Genomic DNA, 23,459 nt, shown 5'->3' on the forward strand with positions numbered 1-23,459 from the left:
TTGGTCGGTTTGGGGCCCGTATGTTATTCAAAGAGCTGGCTGTTTTTGATGTATTAAGTACTCCGATATGGGTAGTCCATCCTTTTAACGAAAGTGTGGTCTATGCCAATCAGGCTTCGCGGGCGTTGAGCGGCGAGATGTCGCTCACTGAGATGCGTAACGGTATCTATTCCACCTGCCCGGAAACACAGCTACAGCATTATCTTCGCTATCTTGACACCATGACCGAGATATTTGAAGTTTGGACGCTACCCACCGCCAATGGATTGCAATCGGTATATTGCAAAACCACCCTGATTGATACCGAGGACTGTGGTTGCTTGTTGCTGTTTGAGGCGGTGAAGCTGCTTGCGCAAAATCAGTCTATTCATACTGGCTCTCGCCGCTACCAGCGGCGCAATAATGGCTTTTTTGCCCGCTTTTTTATGACCAACACCGCGCCGATGCTGTTAATCGATCCGCAGAAAGATGGCCGGATTGTTGATGCTAATATTGCGGCACTGCGTTTTTATCATTATTCCGATGAGGAAATGCGCAATAAACATACCTGGCAAATTAATACCCTGGGCCGGGACGTTATTCCCATTATGAATAATATTGCCAATATGCCCGGCGGACATAAGCCGCTTAATTTTACTCATATTCTGGCTGACGGCTCACTGCGTCATGTCCAGACCTATGCTGGACCGGTGGTGTTGTATAATATTCGTCTGATGCTATGCATTATTCACGATATCACCGAAGAAGTGCATCTTAAAAAAGAGCTGGAATTTTCCGCCGCCCACGATCCGTTAACGGGGTTGCTTAATCGCCGGGAGTTTTATCGTCTGGTTGAGGCGCCAACCTTTATAGCCCGGGGTTACTGTTTGCTGTTAATCGATATCGATCATTTCAAGAATATTAATGATATTCATGGTCATCAAAAAGGCGATGAAGTCCTGCTGGTGCTCTCTCGTATTCTTGAAACGTCGGTCGACCGCGAAGATAAAATTTATCGCTGGGGTGGAGAAGAGTTTCTGCTCTTTTTACCCCATTCACCGATCGCCCGCGCGCTGATACTGGCGGAGGGGATCCGTCAGGCGGTCAGCGAATATCAAACGCTGTCGGTGACTGTCAGTATCGGCGTGGCTGAGCATCATGACGGCGAAACGGTTGATCAACTGTTTTCCCGCGTCGATAAAGCGCTGTATGCGGCAAAAAATGACGGGCGTAATCGGGTGACGCGTATGCCGTTTGAAAGCGTGGAGCTGCTGCACAGTCGAGGCGGCGCGGCCTGACCAGCCCAATGCTGTTTCTCCCGCCGGACGCGCAGGCTGACCACCGACTATACTAGGTGAACACCAGCCAGCTGACTTGGGTGGTTATCGTGTTAGCCTGTCGCTGAGGTGGCAAACGACTTATGGTGCGTCTTCTCGTTCTCCTGTCGGTACTTTCGCTTTCCGCACCAGCGACGCTGGCGGCGAACGGTCACGCCATCAAGCAGCGTGCCGATGCTGTGTTGACCCTGATGAGCTATACCGTCGTCCCCGACGTAACGGCCAGCGATCTCAACATCGGTTCGGGGAGCAATGACAAACATAACCTGACCATGACCCAGTTTGGTGGCGGGGCAACGCTGAGCGATGCTTTTCCACTCTATCTCGAAGGCACCCTGGGCTACAGCCGTTACGACCCGCGCTTTGTGGTCAGCAATGGCGAACAGACGCGGAATGTGCCGACCAAATGGAACAGTCTGACCACCACCGGCGGCGTCGGTTGGGATTTTTCGCTGCACCGGGACAGCCTCGGCGGTAATCTGGTGCTGCGGCCGATTGTCAATGTGATGCTGGGCACCCTGGCCAGTGATGCGCGACTCGGCAGCTGGGCGATTGAGCGAAAAACCAACGCCGATCTGCAATTCCTCGACGGCGGACGGTTTAACGCCTGGGGGCTCGGCGGGGCGTTGATGCTGGATTACGAACGTTTCTCCGCCACCCAGGATATTGATGCCGAACTGCGTTACTCCTATATGCATTTGCAAAGTTTCGGCAGTAGCGCTGAGGTGGTGCAGGGAGAGGCCAGCGCGGAGAATCTCGGCCTGTATCTGCGTCGTCGCGCGCCCATAGCCGACTGGACGCTGCTGGGCAACCCGCTGCGCTATGTCCTGGAGGGGGCGCATACCGAATTTCTCGGCGACCAGCGAGGGGCGCTGGGCTTTACCGGGTTGACCTCCCTGGGGATTGGCCTCGAGCTGGACAGCAGTAAATACCCGGTCTTTATCACCCGCACCCGGCTGGTGGCGCGCTATATGTTCGGCAATAACACCACAGGCTATGGCGTAGGCCTGGCAATGAGTTTTTGATTACTCAAATTCTGCTGCCGGACGGTTCCCTCTCCCTTTGGGAGAGGGCCGGGGTGGGGGTCAATCCTGACACCACACCCGCTCGCCGTTCACCCACGTCTCGCTGATATTGCGTTCATCACCCAGGGTCATCAGCACGAACAGCTGCTCATAGATGTCATGGCAGCGGCCCATGCGCAGGCGCTGCAACGGGGTGACCGCCGGATCGATCACCACAAAATCCGCCTCTTTGCCCGGCTGAAAATTGCCAATGTTCTCCTCCAGGCGCAGGGCGCGTGCGCCACCAAGGGTGGCGTGATAGAAGGCCTCGCTGGCGCGCAGGCGATAGCTTTGCAGTTGACCTACCTTGTAGGCCTCGCCCAGCGTCCGCAGCATGCTGAAGGTGGTGCCAGCCCCAACATCGCTGCCGATGCCCATCCGTACCTGGTGCTGCCAGCAGGCGGGCAGGCGGAACAGTCCGCTGCCGAGGAACAGATTCGACGTCGGACAGAAGGCAACGGCGGACCCGGTGTCATGCAGGCACTGCCACTCGGCATCATCGAGATGGATCCCGTGAGCAAATACGCTGCGTTCGCCGGTGAGCTGATAGTGATGATAGACATCCAGATAGTGCGCATGCTCAGGCCACAGCTGTTTAACCCAGGCGATTTCCTCGCGGTTTTCACTGAGATGTGTCTGCAGCCAGGTGTCGGGAAACTCAGTGCGCAGACGCTGCACGGCCTCCAGCAACGCCGGGGTTGAGGTGGGGGCAAAGCGCGGGGTGATAGCATAGCCCAGCCTCCCGCGCTGATGCCAGCGGCGGATTAACTCCCGGGTCTGCTCGTAGCTCTCCCCGGCGGTTTCGCACAGATAATCCGGCACATGGCGATCCATCATTACTTTCCCGGCGATCAGCCGCATATTCAGGCGCAGCGCCTCGCTGAACAGCGCCTCCACCGAGGCCGGATGCAGGGTACAAAACACCAGCGCGGTGGTGGTGCCATGGCTAATCAACTGGTTAACAAAAAACTGCGCGATCTCCTGCGCGTAATCCGCATCGGCAAACTGGCTCTCCACCGGGAAGGTGTAGGTGGTGAGCCACTCCAGCAGTTGTTCGCCAAAGGCGCCGATCATCTCGGTCTGCGGATAATGAACGTGAGCATCGACAAAGCCCGGCAGCAGCAGCTTGCCTCGTTGGTCAACATAGCCCTTCAGCGGATGCAGAAAGGCTTCGCCCTCCTGCCATGGCAGCAGCGCGATAATTTTCCCGTCCCGCAAGAACAACAGGCCATCATCGAGATAACGGGCCTGAGCGGCCACCTCATCCGGGGTCTCTGCTACGCCGGCAATATCAAAAAATGCACCGCGCACCGCGGTCTGGTAATCCATCATCGAACCTGCCTTCTCTTAACGCCTGGGAATAGTGATAAACAGCAAGATTGGTGCCAGTTTGCAGACTGCCGCGGCCAGACGCCGCGGCAGGTGGGGAGGGTTACTCTTTTTGCGCTACCGCGCCGGAATGAAAGGCTGCGGTCGCCTGTACTTCGCGCTCATCGCGAGCCAGCCAGCGGTAGGTCGTCGCGCCAAGGAATACCCCGATAAACCAGCTAAAGTTCGCCACTTCATGCAGGGACGGAATAAAGCTGATGATCAGCCCCAGGCCCACCGACGGCAGCAGGGCGGCAATGGCTTTAGGGTTAAAGCCGTTACGGTACCAGTATTTACCCTTTGGCGTATCGTCAAACAGATCGTCCACCGACACCCGGCCGCGTTTGATCAGGTAGAAGTCGGCGATCAGGATGCCAAACAACGGGCCAATAAAGGCGCCCAGTACGTCGAGGGTATAGTGGATCAGCTCCGGCGAGTTAAACAGGTTCCACGGCGTCAGGAGTATCGAGCCCACCGCGGCAATCATCCCGCCGGTACGGAAGCTGATTTTCTGCGGCGCGCAGTTGGAAAAATCGAAGGCCGGAGAGACGAAGTTAGCCACGATATTAATGCCGATGGTAGCGGTAATCATGGTCAGCAGGCCAATGGCCACCGCCAGATCGTTACCCACGCGGCTGACGGTTTCGATCGGGTCAGTGATCATTTTGCCGAACAGCGACTGGGTGCCGGAGACAATCACCACGGTCACCACCGAGAACAGCAGGAAGTTAAACGGCAGACCCCAGCGGTTACCGCGGCGGATCTCGCCCATGCTTTTGCCGTAGCGGGAAAAATCACCGAAGTTAAGCAGCGGCCCGGAGAAGTAGGAGACCACCAGCGCCGTGGCGGTGATCATCTGCCAGGTCTGCTCTCCAGCGCTCAGGGATTTGCTGGCGAGGGTAAAGGAGATCCCATCCAGACCGGTCTTGTATACAATCCAGCCGGCCAGTGCCAGCATCACCACATAAACCGCCGGACCGGCGATATCGATAAAGCGTTTGATGGCGTTCATGCCATGCCAGAACACCATCGCCTGCAGCAGCCACATGGTGGCGAAGCACAGCCAGCCGAGCGTCGACAGTCCGAGAAAGTTGCTGCTGGTCAGCGAGGCAAGGGAGGGCCAGAACTTGAGCAGAACCAGCATCAGGGCATTCGCCGCCAGATAGGTCTGAATACCGTACCAGGCGAACGCGATCAGCCCGCGGATCACCGCCGGGATATTGGCGCCGAAGACGCCAAACGCCTGACGGCAGATAACGGCGTATGGCACCCCGGCCATCTGGCTCGGCTTCGCCACCAGGTTAGCGCACAGCTGCACAATACAGATGCCGACCAGCAGGCAGAGCAGAACCTGCCAGCTGGCCAGTCCAAGCGTAAAGAAGCTCGCCGCCACAACATAGCCGCCCATGCTGTGCACGTCCGACATCCAGAATGAAAAGATATTGTACCAGCTCCAGTTCTGGTCGCGGGTCGGTGCCAGATCGTCATTACATAGCCGCGGACTGTAGCCGGCGGCTGCCTCGTGAGTCTTCTTCTGCTGCGTGTGGGATGAATGTGGCATGAAACCTGCTCCTCTGAATGAAAACCCTTTGATATGGATTGCTGAGGCTATTGCAGGATCCAGGCCAGAATGATGAATCTTGTATACAAAAAATAAAAATTATGTATACGATCTGCTATCGATAAGTGAAACCGGAGTGGGTTAATGAATAATGAACATCGTCTCCAGGCCGCGCCAGCGCTGCAGGACAAGGACGAAAGCATTTACCAGGCGCTGATGACGGCTATCGTCGAACATCAGCTACCGCCGGGCAGCAAACTGCCGGAAGAGGCACTGGCGGAGGTCTTCGCCGTGAGCCGCACCGGCATCAGAAAGGTGCTGCAACGACTCGCCGCTGTGCAACTGGTCACGTTGACGCCCAAACGTGGTGCACACGTTACCAGCCCGAGTGTGGAAGAGTCCCAGGCGATCTTTCGCACCCGGGCGCTGCTTGAGGTCGCCAATCTGCCGGATGTGATCGCGCGCTGTCAGCCGCCGCATCTGGCGGCGCTGGAGAATATTATTCAGCGTGAACAGCAGGCCCATGAGGCGCACGACGGCCCGGCGGCGATCCGCCACTCCGCTGACTTTCATATTCAGCTGCAGGCTATCTCCGGCAACCCGGTGCTCACCGAGATGGTGACCCGCCTCAGCCAGCGATCTTCGTTAGTGATTGCCGCCTGGGGGGCCCCCTGGCGTCAGGGCTGCCGCTGCGACGATCACCAGCAGCTGGTCGGTTTGCTGCGCGATAAAGCCCTGCAGCCGCTCAGCGAGGCGCTGATGCACCATTTTGATCATATTGTCGCCAGCCTGTGCTTCGAGCGCGATGGCGTCAGTCTGCCCGATTTTTCCCGGCTGTTCGCCAGCCACAAGGAGTCGTGATGTCTTCCGTTTGTATACAAGTGATTAACCCCAACACCAGCCTGGCGATGACAGAAACGATAGGCGCCGCCGCGCGTGCGGTCGCCGCGCCGGGCACCGAGATCCTTGCGGTCTGTCCCCGCGCCGGGGTGCCGTCTATTGAGGGCCACTTTGATGAAGCCATCGCGGCGGTCGGCGTGCTGGAACAGATTAGGGCCGGACGCGAGCAGGGGGTGGATGGGCATGTGATCGCCTGCTTCGGCGACCCGGGGCTGCTGGCGGCGCGGGAACTGGCCCAGGGGCCGGTGATCGGCATTGCGGAGGCGGCGATGCATATGGCAACGATGGTCGCCACCCGTTTCTCCATTGTGACCACGCTGCCGCGCACGCTGATCATCGCCCGTCATTTGCTGCACCAGTACGGATTTCATCAACACTGCGCGGCGCTGCACGCCATAGATTTGCCGGTGCTGGCGCTGGAAGATGGCAGCGGTCTGGCGCAGGAGAAAGTGCGTGAGCGCTGCATTCGCGCGCTGAAAGAGGATGGCAGCGGGGCGATTGTCCTTGGCTGCGGCGGGATGGCGACCCTGGCGCAGGAGCTGACCCGTGAGCTGCAGGTGCCGGTGATCGATGGCGTCAGCGCGGCGGTGAAGATAGTGGAGTCGCTGGTCGCGCTGGGCCTGGCGACCAGCAAGCATGGGGACTTAGCGTTCCCGGAGAAAAAAGCGTTAAGCGGACAGTTTCAGTCGTTAAATCCATTTTAAAAGGGGCAGGAGATGGGAGAGAACCAGGAACACTATCCTCGCGATCTGCGAGGTTATGCAGGGCAGCCGCCGCACGCGCGCTGGCCGGGTGGGGCGAGGATCGCGGTGCAGTTCGTCCTCAACTATGAGGAAGGCGCGGAGAATCACGTCCTGCATGGCGATGAGGGTTCGGAACAGTTCCTGTCCGATATTATCGGCGCCGCCAGCTACCCGGCACGCCATATGTCGATGGATTCACTCTATGAGTACGGCAGCCGGGCAGGTTTCTGGCGCATCCATCGCGAGTTCAGCCAGCGCGGGCTGCCGCTGACCGTTTTCGGCGTGGCGATGGCGCTGGCGCGGCATCCGGAGATTGTGGCGGCGATCAAAGCCGCGGATTACGATGTGGTCAGCCACGGCTGGCGCTGGATCCACTATCAGCACATGGATATCGCCGAGGAGCGCGAGCATCTGCACAAAGCGGTGCAGGTGCTGACCGACCTGTTCGGCAAGCCACCCACCGGCTGGTATACCGGTCGCGACAGCCCCAACACCCGCCAGCTGGTGGTGGAGCACGGCGGCTTTGACTACGACAGTGATTATTACGGTGATGATTTACCTTTCTGGAGCGAAGTAACCTGCAGCGACGGCAGCCAGCGACCGCACCTGATCGTGCCTTATACTCTTGACGCCAACGACATGCGCTTTGCCACTGCTCAAGGGTTCAATACCGCGGAACAGTTTTATACCTATCTGAAAGACAGCTTTGACGTGCTGTACGCCGAGGGAGAAACCGCGCCGAAGATGATGTCCGTGGGGATGCACTGCCGGCTGCTGGGGCGCCCGGGGCGTTTCCGCGCGCTGCAGCGTTTTCTTGACTATATCCAGCAGCACGACAAGGTGTGGGTCTGCACCCGGCAGCAGATCGCCGACCACTGGCGCGATGTTCATCCGTATCGCGGGTAGCTTACCTGGCCCTTTCCCCAGGGAGAGGGCTCCGCCCGGTCGCGTCTCTTGCACCAGTTCACCATGATGTATTGTGATTACGGGATGAGCATGGCGAGGAGCACCAGGCACAGCAGCAGCACATAGATGCGCGCATACCATACATCAGGTACCGCAGGGATAGCCCGGCGGCTAAACACTATCCCGGCCCAGCCGGTCAGGACAAGCAGGCCTAAAATTTTCAGGCTGATAAACCCCAGAAACCCACTCAACGGAATGCTGTGCCAGCCAATGACGGCATAGGTCACAGCGCCACATAGCGCCACGGGTAAAGAAAGCGGGTTGGATGCGCTAACGCACTCCTGCATCGCATAGCCATGCCGCCGTAGCAGGGGCACCGTCATGACGCTGCCGCCCACGCCTAACAATGCGGCGATCGTACCGATAATCACACCGCCGCCGGTGACCACAGGCAGGGACAGCCGACGTCGAGCGCTGCCGGTGAAAAAACCCTTACGCAACAAACAATCGCTGATGGTTGCCAGCATATAGAAAATAAACAGCGCGCGAACGATATTCTCGCTCAATATCCCCGCCAGACAGGAGCCCACCACCGCCCCAATGGCAATAAACCATAACAACGGAAACAGTGTCTGTGCGGCAAGCTTGCCCGCCCGCCAGTTGCGATAGCTGACCCAGCCGGCGTTAAATATCATCACCGCCGTTGAGGTGGCCACCGCGATATGCATGGCGTTGCCCGCGATCGCCGGCTGCCGGAGTATCAGTTGATAAACAAAGGGCACCACCACAAAGCCGCCCCCGAAGCCGAACAGCACCGTGGTAATGCCGGTAGTAAAGCCTGCCAGCGCAATAATAACGATATCATTCAAGAGAGTATCCCCGACCTGAAAATGAGCGAGCAGCTTATACCGGTCGCGTACGGCTTCCCATTTGCGCAGCGCTCGATTACCTTTGTAAATCGGTCAGAGGGAGGCAGGTGTGCGCAACGTAAAAATTGACGAGGTCGATCGACTCGATCGTGAAGTGGTGGCGTTAGGTAATGACTATGCGCAGGGATTTATCCTGCCACCGCACCGGCATCGTCGCGCACAGCTGCTGTATGGCGCGACCGGATTAATGTATGTCACTACGCAGGACGGAGAATGGGTGGTTCCTCCGCAACACGCTGTCTGGATCCCCCCTGAAACCGTGCACGCTGTCAGATTTGCGGGGGTGACCACGCGCAGCTTGTATATTGAGCCAGATTGTGTCGCCGCTTTAATTAAACATCGTCGTTGCGAAGTGATCAGCGTTTCGCCGCTGTTGCGCCAGTTACTGCTTGACGCTGTGGATTTGCCACCGTTGTACGACAGTCCACGCGATCGTATGCTGATCCAGTTGATGTTGCTGGAGCTGGCCGCTATGCCGGTCCGCGAATTTGACATTCCGTTGCCGCAGCATCCGGCACTGCTGGCGCTTTGTCAGGCTTTTTTGCTTAACCCGTCTATCCATGATCCTGCGGCGCGTTGGGCCAGGGCGCTGTTTATGAGTCCTAGTACTTTTCGCCGTCATTTCCTGAAGCAGCTGGGCCTGTCATTTTCCGCCTGGCGTCAGCGAGCCTGCGTGGTGCGCGCCCTGGCATGGTTGATAGCCGGCAAACCGGTGAATGACGTGGCTTTATCTCTTGGATACGACAATGCGTCCTCTTTCGCCACCATGTTTCGTCGCGTGACCGGGCAGCCGCCGTCGTTTTATCATCCAGCCTGATGCCTCGGAGAAGGGGACCTACCGGAAATGAATGTCGTTTTTATGGCGTTGCTTTGCGTTAACGCAGTCATAAGACAGACAATCCTGGAATGCCTGGCTTGCGTTTTCAGGTCCCCCTACATTTAGTGGTGGCTACCTCAAGGCGGTTTATCTATTCTGCCTGTAACCGTGAGAAGACTGGAGTCTCTCTTTGTGAACCATCTTATCGTTGAAAAAATTATCATCATCTTTCTTCTCGTCCTGTGGGGATTCGATACATTCAGGACCAGGAAAAGAAAACGTTCCGAGCCCGCTATTGAAGCAGCTGATGCCAGAGAACGTTATCAATGGCGCTATCTGAGATGGGGGTTCCGGGTCATACAGGTGGTAGCGGCAGTGTATATCGTCGTGCAACTGATACAGGTATTACTGAGATAGAGGCTTGGGCAGAGTTGCTTTTCGCGTCGACAAGGGGAAGCGTTCGCTCTGTGCCAGAGCAGACGTTAACGTCGATAACTGCGTCACTTCTGAAGCTGAACATAACCATTATCAGCTACACTTGTTCCTGTTTTTCGTCGAGAGCTGAGAACTTGCCTGCATATCAAAGGGGGGTTTTTAGATGATAACATTTCAAATAACGGCTTATGTGACCCTGCAATGATGCAAGTGATACTGGTTCGACACGCGGAAACAGAATGGAATGTAAAAGGTATTATTCAGGGACACAGTGATAGCGCATTGACGCTTCGTGGGGAGCGTCAAACATCAGCTTTATTGGCAGCGTTTGCAGAGAGTGATTACCGGGTAGAATGTGTTTACGCGTCTCCACTTGGCCGGGCCTGGCAAATGGGACAGCGCCTGGCTGAGCGTTTTTATTGTTCACTGATAGCTGAACCGGCTCTGAAAGAACAGGCTTTTGGTCAGTTTGAAGGCATGACAACCGTAGCGCTGCTGCAAAATAATCCGGACGCCGCAGAAGCATTATTCACCCTGGATGCAGAGTATTGTCCGCCAGGGGGTGAGTCTCTCTCAGATGCTTCGCAGCGAATGATACATTTTTTATCCAGTCTGGAAAAAAAACATCATCATCGAACAATATGTATTGTGTCTCATGGGCAGGTCATTCAGGGCGTGCTTGCGACGTTAAAAAGTGGATCTGTGGATGATTTTCAACGCTATGCACAACCCAATGCGAGTTACGCCGTTTTCGAGCTGATTAATGGAAGCTGTACCGTTCTAAGCTGGGGGATCGCGACACATTTACGCCACCTGGATTAGCCGTTACCTTGCTGTCATTCAAATCGATGATGATTGAAGTACAACGTCCGCTTCTTGCCCGCATCGAACGGAGGTAACGTAGCGGAAATATGTTTTCGGGCTCTACCAGGATGCCTTCCATCGAAACGTTTATGACTTTCCTTCTCGCACTGACGCTTCTGGAGATTTCTCCTGGGCCAGACATGATGCTGACTATCGCCACCAGGAGCGGACGTTCAGATGACTGGGGATCCCCGGTTATATCCTCCCGTTTTTTGACGTCAGAAATTCATAGTTTTATGCCCAGGCTTTTGATATTTCAGAGGAACTGGTAACAAAAGCATGTTGAGGTAGCACTTTTTCAAGTAAAAATATATTGGTGTCAGGGTCTGGGTCTGCGCAACAATCATTCACAACGATAAGGCGGTAATCCAGATCAAAAGCTTGCCCGACTGTGGAAAGCACCACACCACTGGTAGTCACACCCGTAAGGATCAGGTTTTCGATGCCTTGAGCACGAAGGATCATCTCAAGTTCAGTAAACGAGAAAGCTCCAACTCTGCGTTTGACGATGACGACTTCATTTTCTGCCGGAGCAACATCAGGATGAATTGCCGTGCTCTCGTTATCAGCCATAAAAATTCCATTCTCCTTAATCGAAGCGAAGATAGTGTTGTTCTTGCTGACCTCTGGATACTCCTTGCGGAATCCGACGCTGACATAAATGACCGGTACGCCTGCCGTGCGCGCAGCGGCAATCAGCGATGCGGTATTGCGGATAACGTTTCCAGCGCTTTCGTGCGGGAGGAAATTGTTCAGGATGATCGTCTGAAAATCCATAACCAACAGCGCGCTGTTTTTACTGATGTTACTGAGTTGATTTGGCATAAAATTTCCCAAATTTGCAGATGAAAAGTAATGAAGTCAGTCAGCGTGTTGCTGACTGGCGATGTATTTTAAAGTTCCAGGCAGCGCCGGCTAGCAGGATGCCGCTGGTTGCCAGGAAGACGGCTCGCATACCGATATGCCCTCCGACAAAGCCGCCCATCAGTGGCCCGATGAACTGGCCAGCGAACTGCGCTGCGACGGAATAGCCAAGAATGCTGCCCACCATCCCTTCTGGTACACGATGACGTATCACTGCTGCAATACAAGGCAATAAGCCGCCGAGCGCCAGTCCCATAAGGAAACGCAGGGCAATCAGTTGCCACCCGGAAGTGACAAATGCCTGAGGGATCAGCAGTAAACCGGCCGTAGTCAGCGCCAGCGTGATAATGCGTAAATGTCCTATCCTGTCCGCCAGTTTTCCAAGCCATGAGGCGGAAATAATGCTGCCCAGCGCCGCTGCTGCCATCACATATCCCGCCACTTTCGTTATCTGAGAAGCCTCGCTGACGAGAGTGCGCACATAGACTGTGATAATGGGCTCTATCGACATATTGGCCAGCATCAGTAGCAGACCGGTGCAAAGCATGCAGATAATTACAGTACGGGCAGGCAACTGCGACCAGCTCACTCCTGCTTTTGCCACTGTATCCGCAGGCTTTTGCACTTCTTCGCGAATGAGAGTAAGGGTCATGAGAAATGACAGAAATATCAGTACGCCTGCACAGAAAAACGTGGTTCGAATACCGATCAAACCAGGGAGCCATCCTCCGGCAAGTGGACCGACAAGATTGCCAGCCATTACACCCGATGAAACAATCCCCAGCGCCCAGGCTGCACGCTCTCTGGGAGCCTGAACTGCGATAAGAATTGTCGCGCCGGATGAGTATCCTCCCGCCAGGCCAACTAACAACCTGAGTCCGACCAGCTGCCATATATTTGTCACCAGCCCCATAAGCGAAACAGTAACCGCCATGCCAAGGCTGGCTCTCACGAGCATCGATTTGCGTCCATATCTGTCACCGAGTTTTCCCCAGACTGGGGCGATCAAACCGGCAGTGATAAACGTTGCGCTGAATGCCACGCCAGACCATTGAACGACCGCTGTATGCCCGCTAACACCCAGTTCTTCGACATACAAAGGCAGAAAGGGCAGCATCAGGGTCATTGCAAAGACGGTTGAGAACGAGCCAATGAAGCAAACAATCAGGTTTCGCCGCCAGAAGCTGTTATAGAATTGGGTCATAGAACACTCTTTCTTGGTATACCAAATTGGGATACCATATCGATTACGCATCTTACTGTCAATTTGCGGGAGAACATTGTCGTTATGAGCCAGGCATCAGAAGTTGAAAACCAATTAAGAAAACTGATACTTAACATGGAGCTGGGGCCGGGAGAACGGTTAACGGAGCGCTGGGCCGAAGCAACGTTTAACGCGTCACGTACGCCTGTGCGTGCCGCATTACAAAAGCTGGAGTCAGAAGGGCTGGTCTGTCGTGATGGGCTACGCTGGTTAGTGGCACCGATCGATGTCAGTGAAGTTGAACAGCTGTGTATTTACCGGGAAGTACTGGAAGTGGCGGCATTAAAACTTTCTGCCAGCCAGATGACAGAAGAACAACTTAACGTTCTGGAAAACCTGCTGAAAACGAATACCGTGGATGCGTCAGAAGATGTGATGGACGATGTTGGGACACAATTTCATCTCCAGTTGGCCGGTCTTTGTCAGAATGCGTTTATTTTCCAGGGGGTAAGCGATGCCCTGCGCCGGCTTTCACGGGCACGATGGCTCGACAAAGCACCGTCAAATCCCGCGTGGGATGATCATCGAGAAATAATTGCTGCGCTTCGGTCGCGGGATACTGATAAGGCAGCAGAATTACTCGCCATTCATCTGTGCGAAAGCCGCCTCCGCCTTCTTGAGGCAATCAATTCAAGCAGACGTAGCCTGAGGGCGAGGGGTATTGCGGTATCCTGATATAAGTCGCCAGTTTTGATGACAGAACGACAAAAATCCGCTTTTCGCTCACCGCGGATCTTCACCTTCGTTAGCTCGTCCGCTCCTCGCTGCCCTTTACGGCAGACTAGTGCCAGGAGCGGATGTTGCTTGCCCACAGGAGCGCGATGGAAATATAGCAGTACAACTTATCCCTACCGTCAAAAAATGGCACTAACTGAAAGATGTCAATCTGCTTCCTCATATATATCTACATTCCCCCCTATTCATTAATAAAGGATGGATGAAGATGCTGAGAGGTAAAAGAGCTGTAATTACCGGTGGTGGCACGGGATTTGGTCAGGCGCTGAGCGTATGGTTAGCGCGAGAAGGCGTCGAGGTGGATTTTTGCGCGAGGCGCGCTGATGATATTCAAAAAACCTGCAGTATCATCACGGCTGAAGGCGGAATGGCGAAAGGGCATCTCTGTGATTTAACCCTACCTGAATCCCTTTCTCAGTTTTCTTCACAGTTGTTAACTTTAGACAAGCCCATAGACATTTTAATCCTCAATGCTGCTCAGTGGCTTTCAGGAACGTTAGACGATCAATCAGACACAGAAATTATCAATACCATCAGTTCAGGACTGACAGGTTCTATTCTGCTGACTCAGGCATTGCTACCTGGGTTAAGACGTTCAGAAAGTGCTGATATCGTCTCAATTATATCTTCATGTGGGATTCCTAATTTTACAGATTCAATTGCGCACCCCGCTTTTTTTGCCAGTAAACACGGGCTTAGCGGGTTTACAACTAAACTCTCGCACCAGTTGTCCGAAGAAAATATACGTGTGACCGGTTTGTATCCACCGGATTTCGAGCTGACAGGGTTAGACTCTTTTGCCGATAGCCAGACCAAAATGGGGGAACGGCTGATGAATGGGCGTTCAGTCTGGGAAACAATTCGCTTTGTGCTGACCCAACCGCGTAGTTGCCATATCAAGAGCATCTACTTTGAAGGCCCAACGCGCGAGAAACTGGGAGCCTGAAGCTGAATCTGGCGACCTTTAACAGTGTAGCCGACGTCCGCTCCTCGCTCACTGCATACCTTCAGCCCCCTGAACCAGCAGGAGCGGATGTTGCAGTACATTCCGCTATCGACTCCAATCGAACTGAGGTAATGTAGCGGAAATATGTTTTCGGACGCTACCTGAATGCCTCCCATCGAAACGTTTATGACTTTCCTTCTCGCCCTGACGCTTCTGGAGATTTCTCCGGGGCCAGACATGTTGCTGACCATTGCCAGAGGAGTGGGGCAGGGAAGACGTATTGCCTTGCTTACGGTACTGGGTAATGTATTTGTAGCTGGTTTTGTGCAAGTTTCTTTTCTTGTCCTGGGGCTGGTGACCATTGTTCATGCGTGGCCGGTGGCGCTGGATCTGCTTAGGTGGGTCGGTGCGGCTTATCTGATGTGGTTGGGTATAAAAATGATTGCGACTTCAGGCACAGATACGCGGCTGCGGAAAACGGCAAAAATTTCTGACTGGAATGCCGTTAAGGAAGGTGCCCTGAACAGCCTGACTAACCCAAAATCCCTGCTGTTCATGTTTGCTTTTCTTCCTCAGTTTGTCGATCCTGCCGCCGGTCCTGTCTGGCTGCAATTACTTGTCCTGGGCAGTATCCAAAAGCTGGCTGGAATCGTTTCCCTGGGGTCAGTTGCGATGGCATCAGGAACATTTGGAAACTGGCTAGGTAAACACCCAGGTATTATCAAATGGCAGGAACGATTCACAGGCGTTGTCATGATAGGCCTCGGTATCCGCATGTTGTTTAGCGGGTCTGGCATAGTATCGAAAACTGCCCGTTAAGTTATACCGAACCGGTAAACCCGGTATCCGCTTCTCGCTCAGCCTGGCTCTTAACCACAGTTGATTCGTCCGCTCTGCGTCAGGAGCGGACATTAAAATCTAAACCCGTTGGCAAGTTCATCGAGCATGACAATATGCTTGTGCTACTTTGTAATGCGCCTCCAGCTTATCCAGGAAAGTAAAGAGCTTCTGATTCATCTCGCTGTAATCGTGGGCCCGAAGCGCTTCAGGCCTGTCAACGAAACGGTAGTCTGCTGCATGGCTGAAGTCTTTCTCAGAATGAGCGATCAGCCGTTCTACAACGTCCAATGTGAGCTCCATGTGGCACTGGAAACCAAAGACGCGGTCTGAATAGGCAACGATCTGCCGCGGACACCCTTCGCTGTAAGCAATAATTTTGGCCTCTGGCGTCAAACCTGGCATATCGTTATGCCAGTGACCCACTTCCAGTGTTTTCCCAAAGTGAGAGAACATCTCATCCTTCCTGCCGTCTTCGGTCAATGTGATCGGGAATTTACCAATCTCTTTTTCCGGGCTATGAGAGAACGGCGCTCCCAGCGCTTCACCAATGAGCTGTGAACCCAGGCAGATACCGATCACCGCCTTACCGGTTTTAACCGCGGAAGCAATCAGCGCCTGTTCCGCTTTAGCATTAAAGTGCGGGCACTCTTCAAGCGTGGTGTCCGGATCTTGCGGACCGCCCATAACGATAAGAAAATCGATGCCTACGGCGTCATCAGGTAGCCGATCGCCAGCATAGACGCGTGAGTAAGTTACATCATGACCCTGGTTTATTGCCCAGGTTTCATATGCGCCCGGGGCTTCAAAACTTTCATGTACGATAAAGTGTACACGCATGAGGTTAAGCTCCTGTAATATCTTTGATGATCAGGATGATAAGTCACGCACCCATTGCCTAAGGCTCTACTCCGGGTGGTTCCAGTTTCGATATGATAATGGCAGGGGCTAAATCTGAAATGCCAGGTAGTATAGATAAAGCGCCAAGACATGATGAAGCCACAGGCTGGTCCAGTACTGCGATAAGCTATCAACGTGGTGAGGTAGATCCTCCCCATCATCATGTTGAGGGGCAGCTACTCTTCGCCACCAGAGGGGTTATGCTGGTGCAAACAGAGAGTGACCGTTGGGTGATCCCTCCTCAGCGGGCATTATGGCTACCGCCTTTGCATATCCATAGTTATCATCTGCTTTCACAAACCGATCTCAGGGCGATCTATTTCAGCAGTAGCCTTATCGCAGAATGTACGAGCTTTACGAAGAGTCAACAGGTGCATGTGATCACGGCTACGCCCTTAGTCAAAGAGCTTATCGCAGGGCTGTTCAGTGAGGACTACGCCAGACCGAGTCAACGGAAGATAGCTTTGTTGCTTCTGGAAATTCTCAGCGAGGCTCCACCTTTAACGATCGCGCTACCCATGCCGAATGATGAGCGATTATTTAGCGCGGCCAGATCGCTACTGGTCAATCAGCGCTGGGAAGCATCGCTGAGCGAGCTGGCTTTTATGTCGGCCATGTCGGAACGGACCTTTTCCCGATTGTTTATGAAGGATACAGGCTTTAGTTTTAGAACATGGAAGCAGCGAGCCAGAATTTGCGCTTCGTTGGATCTTCTCGCGAACGGCGTTCCAATCAAACAGGTCGCTTACCAGCTTGGTTTCTCATGCCCGGCGGCCTTTACCGCTGCTTTTCGCTGCATTCTGGGGTCAACGCCACGCGATTTTGTGCCTTAAACCGGGAAACCATGTCCGCTTTTTGCTCATCGCTGCTGATCGGATATTTTGCGCGACAAAGAGGGTATGGCAGGGGAGCCATCTGCAAGGAACAGAATCTCCGTAAAATCCCTGGGGAAGATAATGATATTTACCCCAGTATTTAGTGATAGTTATGGGAAGGCGGTTCAACTATGCTGACATTATATGAGCAGAATGAGACAGCCTTTAAGCATGGCTGCTTTTTATACAACCACACGTTATTGAATCCAGGTCCGAAAATGGCTACTAACCCACAAAAGAAAGGATGCACGAGATCGCGCTATGCGTATTCATCAACAGAATAAGTCCAGTAAACTATATCGCAGCATCAACACGACGACGCGTCACTCTTCTAATAATCCAGGTGCTGAGTATCGCTGGGAACGCAATCGCAAAAAAGTCGGCGATGAGCTACTGGCAAAGCGCGAGACAATGCATGGCCGACAGAAACGTGGGCGAGACTACACGCCATTGTTTTATTTTCTGATCAAACAGATTGGCAAACCGTGGAATGAAATATTCAGCGAAGTATGTGGACGTCTTGATACCACCGAGCCGGTATTCTGGTTGGTCGCGCTACATGAGCATCAGCGAAGGGATTTAGTCTGCATTGGCGAAAGCAGTTTTTACCCGGGTCTGTTTGTTGATGAGAATGGAATTCTTCAACAGGTCAACCCTTCAATTACGAGAAATGACGTCAAGGTGACTTGCCGTTGCTGCACACACACTTATATTGGTGAACCTGTACCTTGGATAGATTGAGTGACAATGCCTACTTTCCTGCCACGGATGCGACTGTCATCGGCAATGAGTCATCAGCAATGAGAGCGATTGCAAACTTCCGCTTTTCGCTCAATGCGGACCTTTAGCTCGATAGCTTGTCCGCTCCGCGCCAGAAGCGAACAGTGTTATGAGTGGCCAGTGATAAAACGTCAGCCCGTTGACCTTGCCTTACAGCACCTCAACCACTTCAAATTCTTCTGCGATCAACTCCATATCTTCAGAAAAATGACCTTCAGAGCTGAAAAATCTCTGATGCTCTTTCTTCCAGTATTGAAGGCTTAAATCGCCTTCACCTTCTTTGCGGGCGAACGCTTCAGTGACATCACAAAAACGAACCAGCTGCATCGAAATCAGTCTGATCACGCAAACTGGAACATTCTGACCATCAAGAATAATGTTATAACTCCCAACTCTCGGGGCGGATTTTTCCTGCTGGTAAGAGGCATAAGATCCACAAGAGGCCGTTTTGATCCCTTTTTTGATCAGGTCAGCAAGCTCGTTAGCCAGTTCCGCACTGTCACCCATTTGCCAGGCATCTGCGCCGGGATACTTCTTTTTTATTTCCTCAACCTCAACCATGAAAATTCCTTCGTTATCGTCAATGAAAAGAAAAGCTATCCCTTTTTTAACATGAGCGGTCCCAACATAATAGGCGATATCATTCTTTAGATAGCGTGGTCCGTTCTTCGCTCAAAACTGACCTTGATCGATAACTTCGGCTGGCTGAACAATGCGTCGATCCCATTCTCGATGAGCCGAATCGGCGCCATTGTCTCCCTGGGTATCGCGCTGTACTTGATTTACTCCAGCAGCAGGGTAAAAGCCGCAACGGTGGAAATCCCCCGCCGGCCAGTGCCCGCGGGGGTGCGAACGATTATTGCCAACGTTTCAGCAGCAGGCTGGCGTTAACGCCGCCAAAGCCAAAACCGTTCGACAGCGCATAGCGCATCTTCTGTGGGCGGGCTTGCAGCGCCACCAGGTTCATGCCTGCCGCCTCTTCATCGGGGTGGTGCAGGTTCAGCGTCGGCGGCACTACCTGGTCACGTAGCGCCTGAATGGTGAAGATGGCCTCGATCCCGCCGGCTGCGCCTAGCAGATGGCCGGTGGCGGATTTCGTCGAGGTAATGGCGACCGGATGTGAGCCAAATAGCGTTTTAATCGCCGCCAGTTCACCTTTATCACCGACTTGCGTTGAAGTGGCGTGGGCATTGATATGGTCAATCTCGTCGACGGTCACCCCGGCCTGGCGAATTGCGGTCTCCATGGCCCGACGTGCGCCGTTCCCGTCTTCCGGGCCCGCGGTCAGGTGATAAGCATCTGCGCTGGTGCCGTAGCCGACCAGCTCGGCCAGCGGCGTGGCGCCGCGCGCCAGCGCGTGCTCCAGCGACTCGATCACGATAAGCCCGGCGCCTTCTCCCATCACAAATCCATCGCGGTCGCGGTCAAAGGGACGGGAAGCGGCTTCCGGCTGGTCGCTGTAGGCGCTGGACAGTGCCCTTGCCGCGGCAAACCCGGCCAGGCTAACGCGATGAATTGCCGCTTCCGCGCCGCCGCAGAGGGCTATATCCGCCTCGCCGCTGCGGATCATCCGCGCTGCATCGCCGATGGCCTGGGCGCCTGCTGCGCAGGCGGTGACCGGTGCGCCGATGGGGCCCCGGAAACCGTGGGCGATAGACACATGCCCGGCGGCCAGGTTGGCCAGAAAAGAGGGAATGGTGAACGGCGAGAGGCGACGTGGCCCGCGCTCATCGGTGGTATGTACCGCATTGGCGATCTCGCTGAAGCCACCGATCCCGGTGGCGATCACCGTGGCGGTACGTTCCTGTTCGGCCGCGGATGCCGGCGCCCAACCGGCCTGGGTCAGTGCTTCGCGCGCGGCGACCAGCGCAAACTCGATAAAGCGATCCATCTTTTTGCGCTCTTTCGCCGGGATCGTCGCCAGCGGGTCGAAGCCGTGCAGCGGATCGCTGTCAATGGACGGCACCTGGCCGGCCACTTTGCAGGGAATATCCGCGACCAGCTGCTCGCTGAGCCGGGTGATCCCTGACTTTCCTGCCAGCAGCGACTACCAGACGTGCGGTACGCCGCAGCCCAGCGGGCTGACAATCCCCATCCCGGTGACGACAATGCGTTTAACGGAAACGCCCATAGTTAACTCTCCTGTAGTATCAGTGTGCTGGTGGCTTTTTCATCAAGGGAACCAGCAGCGCGGCAAGTAAAAAACCTATCATGATGAGGTAGAAAGCATCGGAAAATGCCTGGGTTCGCGCCTCCCGTAGCGCCAGCGCGGAAAGATTTTTCAGCGCCGCCGTCTGCGCGACATCCGGCGAGATCCCCAGCACGGTGAAGTTTGCTGCGCTGCGCTGAACAAAATCGCTCATTGCCAGGTTGGCGTTATTCAGATGGTCTGCCAGGCGGCTGTAGTGCAGATTGGTTCTGTCGTTAAGCACCGTGCCGCACAGGGCGATGCCGATGGCGCCCCCGAGGTTGCGCATGAGATTAAACAGCCCGGAGGCCAGCTTCAGGCGCGCGGGTGGCAGGCTGCCCAGCGTCAGGGTCACCGTTGGCGCGACGGCAAACTGCTGCGCCAGTCCGCGAAACGCCTGTGGGAGCAGCAGCTGATCCGCCCCCCATTCGTGGGTTATTGGAACAAAGCTGTACATCGACACTGCGAAGCCGATCAGCCCGGCCATCAGCAGCCAGCGCAGATCGACGCGGTTGGCGAGCCACGAATAAAAGGGAATCGACATCACCTGGAACAGGCCGGTGGAAAATACCGCCAGGCCAATTTCCAGCGCGCTGAAACCGCGCACGCTGCCGAGATACAGCGGGGTCAAATAGATAGTGGCGAAAATGCCGACACCGGCCATAAACGAGAAATAGCAGCCGAGGCTGAAGGTGCGATCTTGCAGGGCCCGGAGATCCATCACCGGCTGCGGATGGCGCAGGGTGCGGATAACAAAGGCCACGCCGCAGAGCAGGGCGACCCAGGCGGTGGTCGTCAGGGTCGCGTCATCAAACCAGCCCCAGCGCGGACCTTCTTCGAGGGTATATTCCAGGCAGCCGAGGGACAAGGCCAGCAGCAGAATACTCAGATAGTCGGCGCCGCGCAGCAGCGAAGGGTCGGCGCTATCGACTTTCACCAGCAGCGGCACTGCCACCGCGATGTAAATCCCCGGAATAACGTTGATAAAGAACAGCCAGTGCCAGTTGTAGTTTTCGGTGATCCAGCCGCCCACTGTTGGACCCAGCGTAGGGGCGAGGGAGGCCAGGCCGCCGATCGTCGCCGCGGCAATAACCCGCTGTTTGCCCTGGAAAAAGGCGAAAGCGGTGGTGAACACCAGGGGGATCATCGACCCGCCCGCCAGTCCCTGCAGGGCGCGAAAGGCGATCATACTCTGGATGTTCCACGCCCAGCCGCACAACAGGCTCATCAGCGTGAAGCCCGCCGCGGAAGCGGCGAACAGCCAGCGGGTCGACATGACCCGGGCCAGCCAGCCGGAAAGCGGAATAATAATGATCTCGGCGATCAGGTAGCTGGTTTGTACCCAGACGGTTTCATCGTCGCCCGCCGACAGGCCGCCGCCAATATCCCGCAGCGAGGCGGAGACGATCTGGATATCGATAAGGGCGATAAACATCCCCACGCACATGCTGGCGAACGCGAGGATCTTCTTCGCCGTCGGCATCGACAGACCCTGCGGGGGGGACAGCGCCTGAGCGGTGCTCATCGCTGGCTCTTTTCATTGACGGTGACGATCACCGACAGTCCCGGGCGCAGGACGTCAAGCTTTGCCCCGTCACCTTCCAGCGCGATGCGGACCGGCACGCGCTGCACGATTTTAGTGAAATTACCCGTCGCGTTCTCCGCCGGCAGAATGCTGAAGCGTGAGCCGGTCGCCGGCGCCAGGCTGGCGACATGGCCCTTAAAGGTATGGTTCGGCAGCACATCGGCGACGATGGTCACCGGCTGGCCGGCACGCATATGCGCCAGCTGGTTTTCCTTGAAGTTGGCGTCAATCCACAGGCCGTGCGCGGGCACCAGGGAGAGCAGCTGCGTACCGCTGCTGACGAAGGAGCCGGACCACGCGCGGCGGTTGCCAATCACCCCATCAAACGGCGCGCGAATGTCGGTATAGCTGAGGTTCAGCCTGGCCATCTCGAGGTTAGCCTGCGCCTGCGCCAGGGCGGCCAGGGTTTGTTGCTGGCGGGCATCCAGCACCGCCAGCTGACGTTCGGCCACGGTTTTATCCGCTTTGGCTTTCTCCTGCTCGGCGTGTGCCCGACGGTAATCAGCGGCGGCGTTATCGCGGATCTGTGCGGAAATCGCGCTCGACGCGGCCAGGGCGCTATAGCGTCGGTTGTCGTTAGCCAGTTTTTCGGTGGCCGCCGTGGCGGCCAGCAACGAGGCCGTAGAGCCGGCAATGGTCGCCTGCTGTAGCTGGCGGGTAGCCTGGATATCGGCCAGCGCGGCCTGTTGCGCCGCCACTTCTCCGGCCGCTTTAGCGAGGGCGGCGCGATAATCGCGGTCGTCAATGCGGATCAACAGGTCGCCTTTTTTCACCGCCATATTGTCCTGCACCGCCAGCTGCTGGATATAGCCGGAGACTTTGCTGGAAATGGCGCTAATGTCGCCGCCAACATACGCATCATCGGTGGTCTGCATAAAGCGCCCGGTATGCCACCAGTAAGCGCCGTAGCTCGCTGCCGCCAGGGCGGCGGCGAGGGCCGCCAGGGTGAAGAGGCTTTTCTTACTGGTCGGATTCATTGCTGGCATCTCTGTAAGGTTCCGGCTGGAATTTTTGCCCGTTATCGCCTTCGCGTTTGCGCAGCAGATATTGATGACGATATTTCATTAGCGGTGAGGCGGCGGGGCCCGGCACCATGGCGTATTTACCCGGGATAATCTCTTCCCCGGTCGCTTTATCCACCATGACTGGCTCCACGTGGCGCTGGGTTGCCATTTCCACCAGCTGCATCTGACGGCCTTCGGGGGCGAAGTGGCGATTACCCCATTCCGCCAGCGCCAGCAGCACCATGCGGAAATCGCGGCCGCGCGGCGTGAGGTGGTATTCGTAGCGCGGCGGGGTGCTGCTATAGCAAACCTTCTCCAGCAGTCCGTCATCGACCAGTTCCTTCAGGCGACGTGACAGAATATTGGGCGCGACGTTGCTGCTTTTCTGGAACTCGTCAAAGCGGGTAAAGCCCGCGAAGGCGTCGCGCAGGATCATGATGCTCCAGCTGTCACCTATGCGGCCAAGGCTGCGGGCGATGGGGCAGGGAGCGTGGCAAAGCGGTTCATTTTTCATGGGCTGTCCAGTAATCAGATGGCTCTTGTCAGCAAATTGACATAGTCACTATCAAAATGCAAGT

21 protein-coding genes and 6 pseudogenes are annotated in these 23,459 nt (G+C 55.4%); 16 read left to right on the plus strand and 11 right to left on the minus strand.

Features of this window, described 5'->3' with window-relative positions; translation table 11 throughout:
* Window positions 1–20: 20 nt before the first annotated feature.
* Together LGL98_RS12080 and LGL98_RS12085 are read left to right on the plus strand one after the other, a co-directional pair.
* Window positions 21–1,277: a sensor domain-containing diguanylate cyclase gene (locus LGL98_RS12080; RefSeq protein ID WP_136034429.1), complete on the plus strand. Its 1,257-nt coding sequence runs from the start codon at window positions 21–23 to the stop codon at window positions 1,275–1,277.
* A gap of 122 nt (window positions 1,278–1,399) precedes the next feature.
* A complete protein-coding gene (locus LGL98_RS12085; protein WP_136034427.1) occupies window positions 1,400–2,341 on the plus strand; it encodes a hypothetical protein in 942 nt (313 codons plus the stop codon).
* Between the two features lie 60 nt (window positions 2,342–2,401).
* Here LGL98_RS12085 and guaD read toward each other — a convergent pair whose 3' ends face one another.
* Both guaD and LGL98_RS12095 read right to left on the minus strand, forming a co-directional pair.
* Entirely contained in the window at window positions 2,402–3,712 is a 1,311-nt protein-coding gene (gene guaD, locus LGL98_RS12090; protein ID WP_136034425.1) for a guanine deaminase, read from the minus strand.
* Between the two features lie 100 nt (window positions 3,713–3,812).
* Window positions 3,813–5,309: an NCS1 family nucleobase:cation symporter-1 gene (locus LGL98_RS12095; protein WP_136034423.1), complete on the minus strand. Its 1,497-nt coding sequence runs from the start codon at window positions 5,307–5,309 to the stop codon at window positions 3,813–3,815.
* A 144-nt stretch (window positions 5,310–5,453) separates the two neighbouring features.
* Between LGL98_RS12095 and LGL98_RS12100 the strand changes: the two genes are divergently transcribed.
* The 3 genes and pseudogenes from LGL98_RS12100 to puuE all read left to right on the plus strand — a co-directional run bounded on the left by LGL98_RS12100 (window position 5,454) and on the right by puuE (window position 7,858).
* The gene (locus LGL98_RS12100; protein ID WP_136034421.1) at window positions 5,454–6,170 is read left to right on the plus strand and encodes a GntR family transcriptional regulator; all 717 of its coding nucleotides are present in this window, start codon (window positions 5,454–5,456) and stop codon (window positions 6,168–6,170) included.
* A pseudogene (hpxA, locus tag LGL98_RS12105) lies at window positions 6,170–7,041 on the plus strand (allantoin racemase). Before LGL98_RS12100 ends, hpxA begins: the two are co-directional and overlap by 1 nt.
* A complete protein-coding gene (puuE, locus tag LGL98_RS12110; protein ID WP_136034417.1) occupies window positions 6,926–7,858 on the plus strand; it encodes an allantoinase PuuE in 933 nt (310 codons plus the stop codon). The pseudogene hpxA and the gene puuE overlap by 116 nt, the downstream one beginning before the upstream one ends.
* Before the next feature lie 77 nt (window positions 7,859–7,935).
* Here the strand turns inward: puuE and LGL98_RS12115 are convergent, their stop codons facing one another.
* Window positions 7,936–8,727, minus strand: coding sequence for a sulfite exporter TauE/SafE family protein (locus LGL98_RS12115; protein ID WP_136034415.1), 792 nt, complete (start codon window positions 8,725–8,727; stop codon window positions 7,936–7,938).
* Between the two features lie 109 nt (window positions 8,728–8,836).
* Between LGL98_RS12115 and LGL98_RS12120 the strand changes: the two genes are divergently transcribed.
* The 4 genes and pseudogenes from LGL98_RS12120 to LGL98_RS12135 form a co-directional block, all read left to right on the plus strand.
* Entirely contained in the window at window positions 8,837–9,604 is a 768-nt protein-coding gene (locus tag LGL98_RS12120) for an AraC family transcriptional regulator (RefSeq protein WP_136034413.1), read from the plus strand.
* 192 nt (window positions 9,605–9,796) lie between these two features.
* Window positions 9,797–10,021: a hypothetical protein gene (locus tag LGL98_RS12125; protein WP_080897823.1), complete on the plus strand. Its 225-nt coding sequence runs from the start codon at window positions 9,797–9,799 to the stop codon at window positions 10,019–10,021.
* Window positions 10,022–10,240: 219 nt separating this feature from the next.
* Entirely contained in the window at window positions 10,241–10,861 is a 621-nt protein-coding gene (locus tag LGL98_RS12130; protein ID WP_136034411.1) for a histidine phosphatase family protein, read from the plus strand.
* Between the two features lie 110 nt (window positions 10,862–10,971).
* Window positions 10,972–11,076 (plus strand): annotated as a pseudogene (locus LGL98_RS12135) (LysE family translocator); the annotation flags it as partial.
* Between the two features lie 45 nt (window positions 11,077–11,121).
* On the opposite strand, the pseudogene LGL98_RS12140 reads toward LGL98_RS12135, so the two are convergent.
* Both LGL98_RS12140 and LGL98_RS12145 read right to left on the minus strand, forming a co-directional pair.
* Window positions 11,122–11,728 (minus strand): annotated as a pseudogene (locus LGL98_RS12140) (cysteine hydrolase family protein).
* 40 nt (window positions 11,729–11,768) lie between these two features.
* Window positions 11,769–12,971 carry an MFS transporter gene (locus LGL98_RS12145; protein WP_136034408.1) on the minus strand — a complete coding sequence of 401 codons (1,203 nt, stop codon included), beginning with the start codon at window positions 12,969–12,971 and terminating at the stop codon, window positions 11,769–11,771.
* An 84-nt stretch (window positions 12,972–13,055) separates the two neighbouring features.
* Here LGL98_RS12145 and LGL98_RS12150 point away from each other — a divergent pair, with 84 nt between their 5' ends.
* The 4 genes and pseudogenes from LGL98_RS12150 to LGL98_RS12160 all read left to right on the plus strand — a co-directional run bounded on the left by LGL98_RS12150 (window position 13,056) and on the right by LGL98_RS12160 (window position 15,531).
* A complete protein-coding gene (locus tag LGL98_RS12150; protein WP_136034406.1) occupies window positions 13,056–13,706 on the plus strand; it encodes a GntR family transcriptional regulator in 651 nt (216 codons plus the stop codon).
* A 268-nt stretch (window positions 13,707–13,974) separates the two neighbouring features.
* Window positions 13,975–14,499, plus strand: a pseudogene (locus LGL98_RS12155) (SDR family NAD(P)-dependent oxidoreductase); the annotation flags it as partial.
* A gap of 15 nt (window positions 14,500–14,514) precedes the next feature.
* Window positions 14,515–14,712 (plus strand): hypothetical protein, encoded by a 198-nt coding sequence (locus tag LGL98_RS26225; RefSeq protein WP_244609891.1) that lies wholly within the window; start codon window positions 14,515–14,517, stop codon window positions 14,710–14,712.
* Window positions 14,713–14,877: 165 nt separating this feature from the next.
* The gene (locus LGL98_RS12160; RefSeq protein WP_136034402.1) at window positions 14,878–15,531 is read left to right on the plus strand and encodes a LysE family translocator; all 654 of its coding nucleotides are present in this window, start codon (window positions 14,878–14,880) and stop codon (window positions 15,529–15,531) included.
* A gap of 117 nt (window positions 15,532–15,648) precedes the next feature.
* Here the strand turns inward: LGL98_RS12160 and LGL98_RS12165 are convergent, their stop codons facing one another.
* Entirely contained in the window at window positions 15,649–16,389 is a 741-nt protein-coding gene (locus LGL98_RS12165; RefSeq protein ID WP_136034400.1) for a type 1 glutamine amidotransferase, read from the minus strand.
* A gap of 119 nt (window positions 16,390–16,508) precedes the next feature.
* Here LGL98_RS12165 and LGL98_RS12170 point away from each other — a divergent pair, with 119 nt between their 5' ends.
* Together LGL98_RS12170 and LGL98_RS12175 are read left to right on the plus strand one after the other, a co-directional pair.
* Window positions 16,509–17,282: an AraC family transcriptional regulator gene (locus tag LGL98_RS12170; RefSeq protein ID WP_136034398.1), complete on the plus strand. Its 774-nt coding sequence runs from the start codon at window positions 16,509–16,511 to the stop codon at window positions 17,280–17,282.
* Between the two features lie 303 nt (window positions 17,283–17,585).
* Window positions 17,586–18,065, plus strand: a complete 480-nt coding sequence (locus LGL98_RS12175; protein ID WP_136034396.1) for a hypothetical protein — start codon at window positions 17,586–17,588, stop codon at window positions 18,063–18,065.
* A 189-nt stretch (window positions 18,066–18,254) separates the two neighbouring features.
* On the opposite strand, the gene LGL98_RS12180 is transcribed toward LGL98_RS12175, so the two are convergent.
* Window positions 18,255–18,611 carry an ASCH domain-containing protein gene (locus LGL98_RS12180; protein ID WP_168435411.1) on the minus strand — a complete coding sequence of 119 codons (357 nt, stop codon included), beginning with the start codon at window positions 18,609–18,611 and terminating at the stop codon, window positions 18,255–18,257.
* A gap of 177 nt (window positions 18,612–18,788) precedes the next feature.
* Between LGL98_RS12180 and LGL98_RS12185 the strand changes: the two are divergent.
* Window positions 18,789–18,995: pseudogene (locus LGL98_RS12185) on the plus strand (DMT family transporter); the annotation flags it as partial.
* Here LGL98_RS12185 and fabF read toward each other — a convergent pair.
* From fabF to LGL98_RS12205, 4 genes and pseudogenes are all read right to left on the minus strand, one after another.
* Window positions 18,961–20,235: pseudogene (gene fabF / locus LGL98_RS12190) on the minus strand (beta-ketoacyl-ACP synthase II). The pseudogenes LGL98_RS12185 and fabF overlap by 35 nt on opposite strands.
* A 19-nt stretch (window positions 20,236–20,254) precedes the next feature.
* Window positions 20,255–21,817 (minus strand): DHA2 family efflux MFS transporter permease subunit, encoded by a 1,563-nt coding sequence (locus LGL98_RS12195; protein ID WP_136034391.1) that lies wholly within the window; start codon window positions 21,815–21,817, stop codon window positions 20,255–20,257.
* On the minus strand, window positions 21,814–22,854 hold the full coding sequence (locus LGL98_RS12200) for an HlyD family secretion protein (protein ID WP_136034506.1): 1,041 nt from the start codon (window positions 22,852–22,854) through the stop codon (window positions 21,814–21,816). The genes LGL98_RS12195 and LGL98_RS12200 overlap by 4 nt, the downstream gene beginning before the upstream one ends.
* Window positions 22,838–23,395 carry a winged helix-turn-helix transcriptional regulator gene (locus LGL98_RS12205; RefSeq protein ID WP_136034389.1) on the minus strand — a complete coding sequence of 186 codons (558 nt, stop codon included), beginning with the start codon at window positions 23,393–23,395 and terminating at the stop codon, window positions 22,838–22,840. The genes LGL98_RS12200 and LGL98_RS12205 overlap by 17 nt, the downstream gene beginning before the upstream one ends.
* Between the last annotated feature and the right edge of the window lie 64 nt (window positions 23,396–23,459).

It is taken from the genome of Klebsiella africana (assembly GCF_020526085.1).
Lineage (GTDB): Bacteria > Pseudomonadota > Gammaproteobacteria > Enterobacterales > Enterobacteriaceae > Klebsiella > Klebsiella africana.

Coding starts and splice junctions, on each gene's coding strand:
- LGL98_RS12175 (WP_136034396.1), top strand. CDS start 17,586: ATGCGTATTCATCAACAGAATAAGTCCAGTAAACTATATCGCAGCATC.
- LGL98_RS12130 (WP_136034411.1), top strand. CDS start 10,241: ATGATGCAAGTGATACTGGTTCGACACGCGGAAACAGAATGGAATGTA.
- puuE (WP_136034417.1), top strand. CDS start 6,926: ATGGGAGAGAACCAGGAACACTATCCTCGCGATCTGCGAGGTTATGCA.
- LGL98_RS12200 (WP_136034506.1), bottom strand. CDS start 22,854: ATGAATCCGACCAGTAAGAAAAGCCTCTTCACCCTGGCGGCCCTCGCC.
- LGL98_RS12180 (WP_168435411.1), bottom strand. CDS start 18,611: ATGGGTGACAGTGCGGAACTGGCTAACGAGCTTGCTGACCTGATCAAA.
- LGL98_RS12100 (WP_136034421.1), top strand. CDS start 5,454: ATGAATAATGAACATCGTCTCCAGGCCGCGCCAGCGCTGCAGGACAAG.
- LGL98_RS12150 (WP_136034406.1), top strand. CDS start 13,056: ATGAGCCAGGCATCAGAAGTTGAAAACCAATTAAGAAAACTGATACTT.
- guaD (WP_136034425.1), bottom strand. CDS start 3,712: ATGATGGATTACCAGACCGCGGTGCGCGGTGCATTTTTTGATATTGCC.
- LGL98_RS12085 (WP_136034427.1), top strand. CDS start 1,400: ATGGTGCGTCTTCTCGTTCTCCTGTCGGTACTTTCGCTTTCCGCACCA.
- LGL98_RS12165 (WP_136034400.1), bottom strand. CDS start 16,389: ATGCGTGTACACTTTATCGTACATGAAAGTTTTGAAGCCCCGGGCGCA.
- LGL98_RS12080 (WP_136034429.1), top strand. CDS start 21: ATGTTATTCAAAGAGCTGGCTGTTTTTGATGTATTAAGTACTCCGATA.
- LGL98_RS12160 (WP_136034402.1), top strand. CDS start 14,878: ATGCCTCCCATCGAAACGTTTATGACTTTCCTTCTCGCCCTGACGCTT.
- LGL98_RS12145 (WP_136034408.1), bottom strand. CDS start 12,971: ATGACCCAATTCTATAACAGCTTCTGGCGGCGAAACCTGATTGTTTGC.
- LGL98_RS12195 (WP_136034391.1), bottom strand. CDS start 21,817: ATGAGCACCGCTCAGGCGCTGTCCCCCCCGCAGGGTCTGTCGATGCCG.
- LGL98_RS12205 (WP_136034389.1), bottom strand. CDS start 23,395: ATGAAAAATGAACCGCTTTGCCACGCTCCCTGCCCCATCGCCCGCAGC.
- LGL98_RS12170 (WP_136034398.1), top strand. CDS start 16,509: ATGCCAGGTAGTATAGATAAAGCGCCAAGACATGATGAAGCCACAGGC.
- LGL98_RS12095 (WP_136034423.1), bottom strand. CDS start 5,309: ATGCCACATTCATCCCACACGCAGCAGAAGAAGACTCACGAGGCAGCC.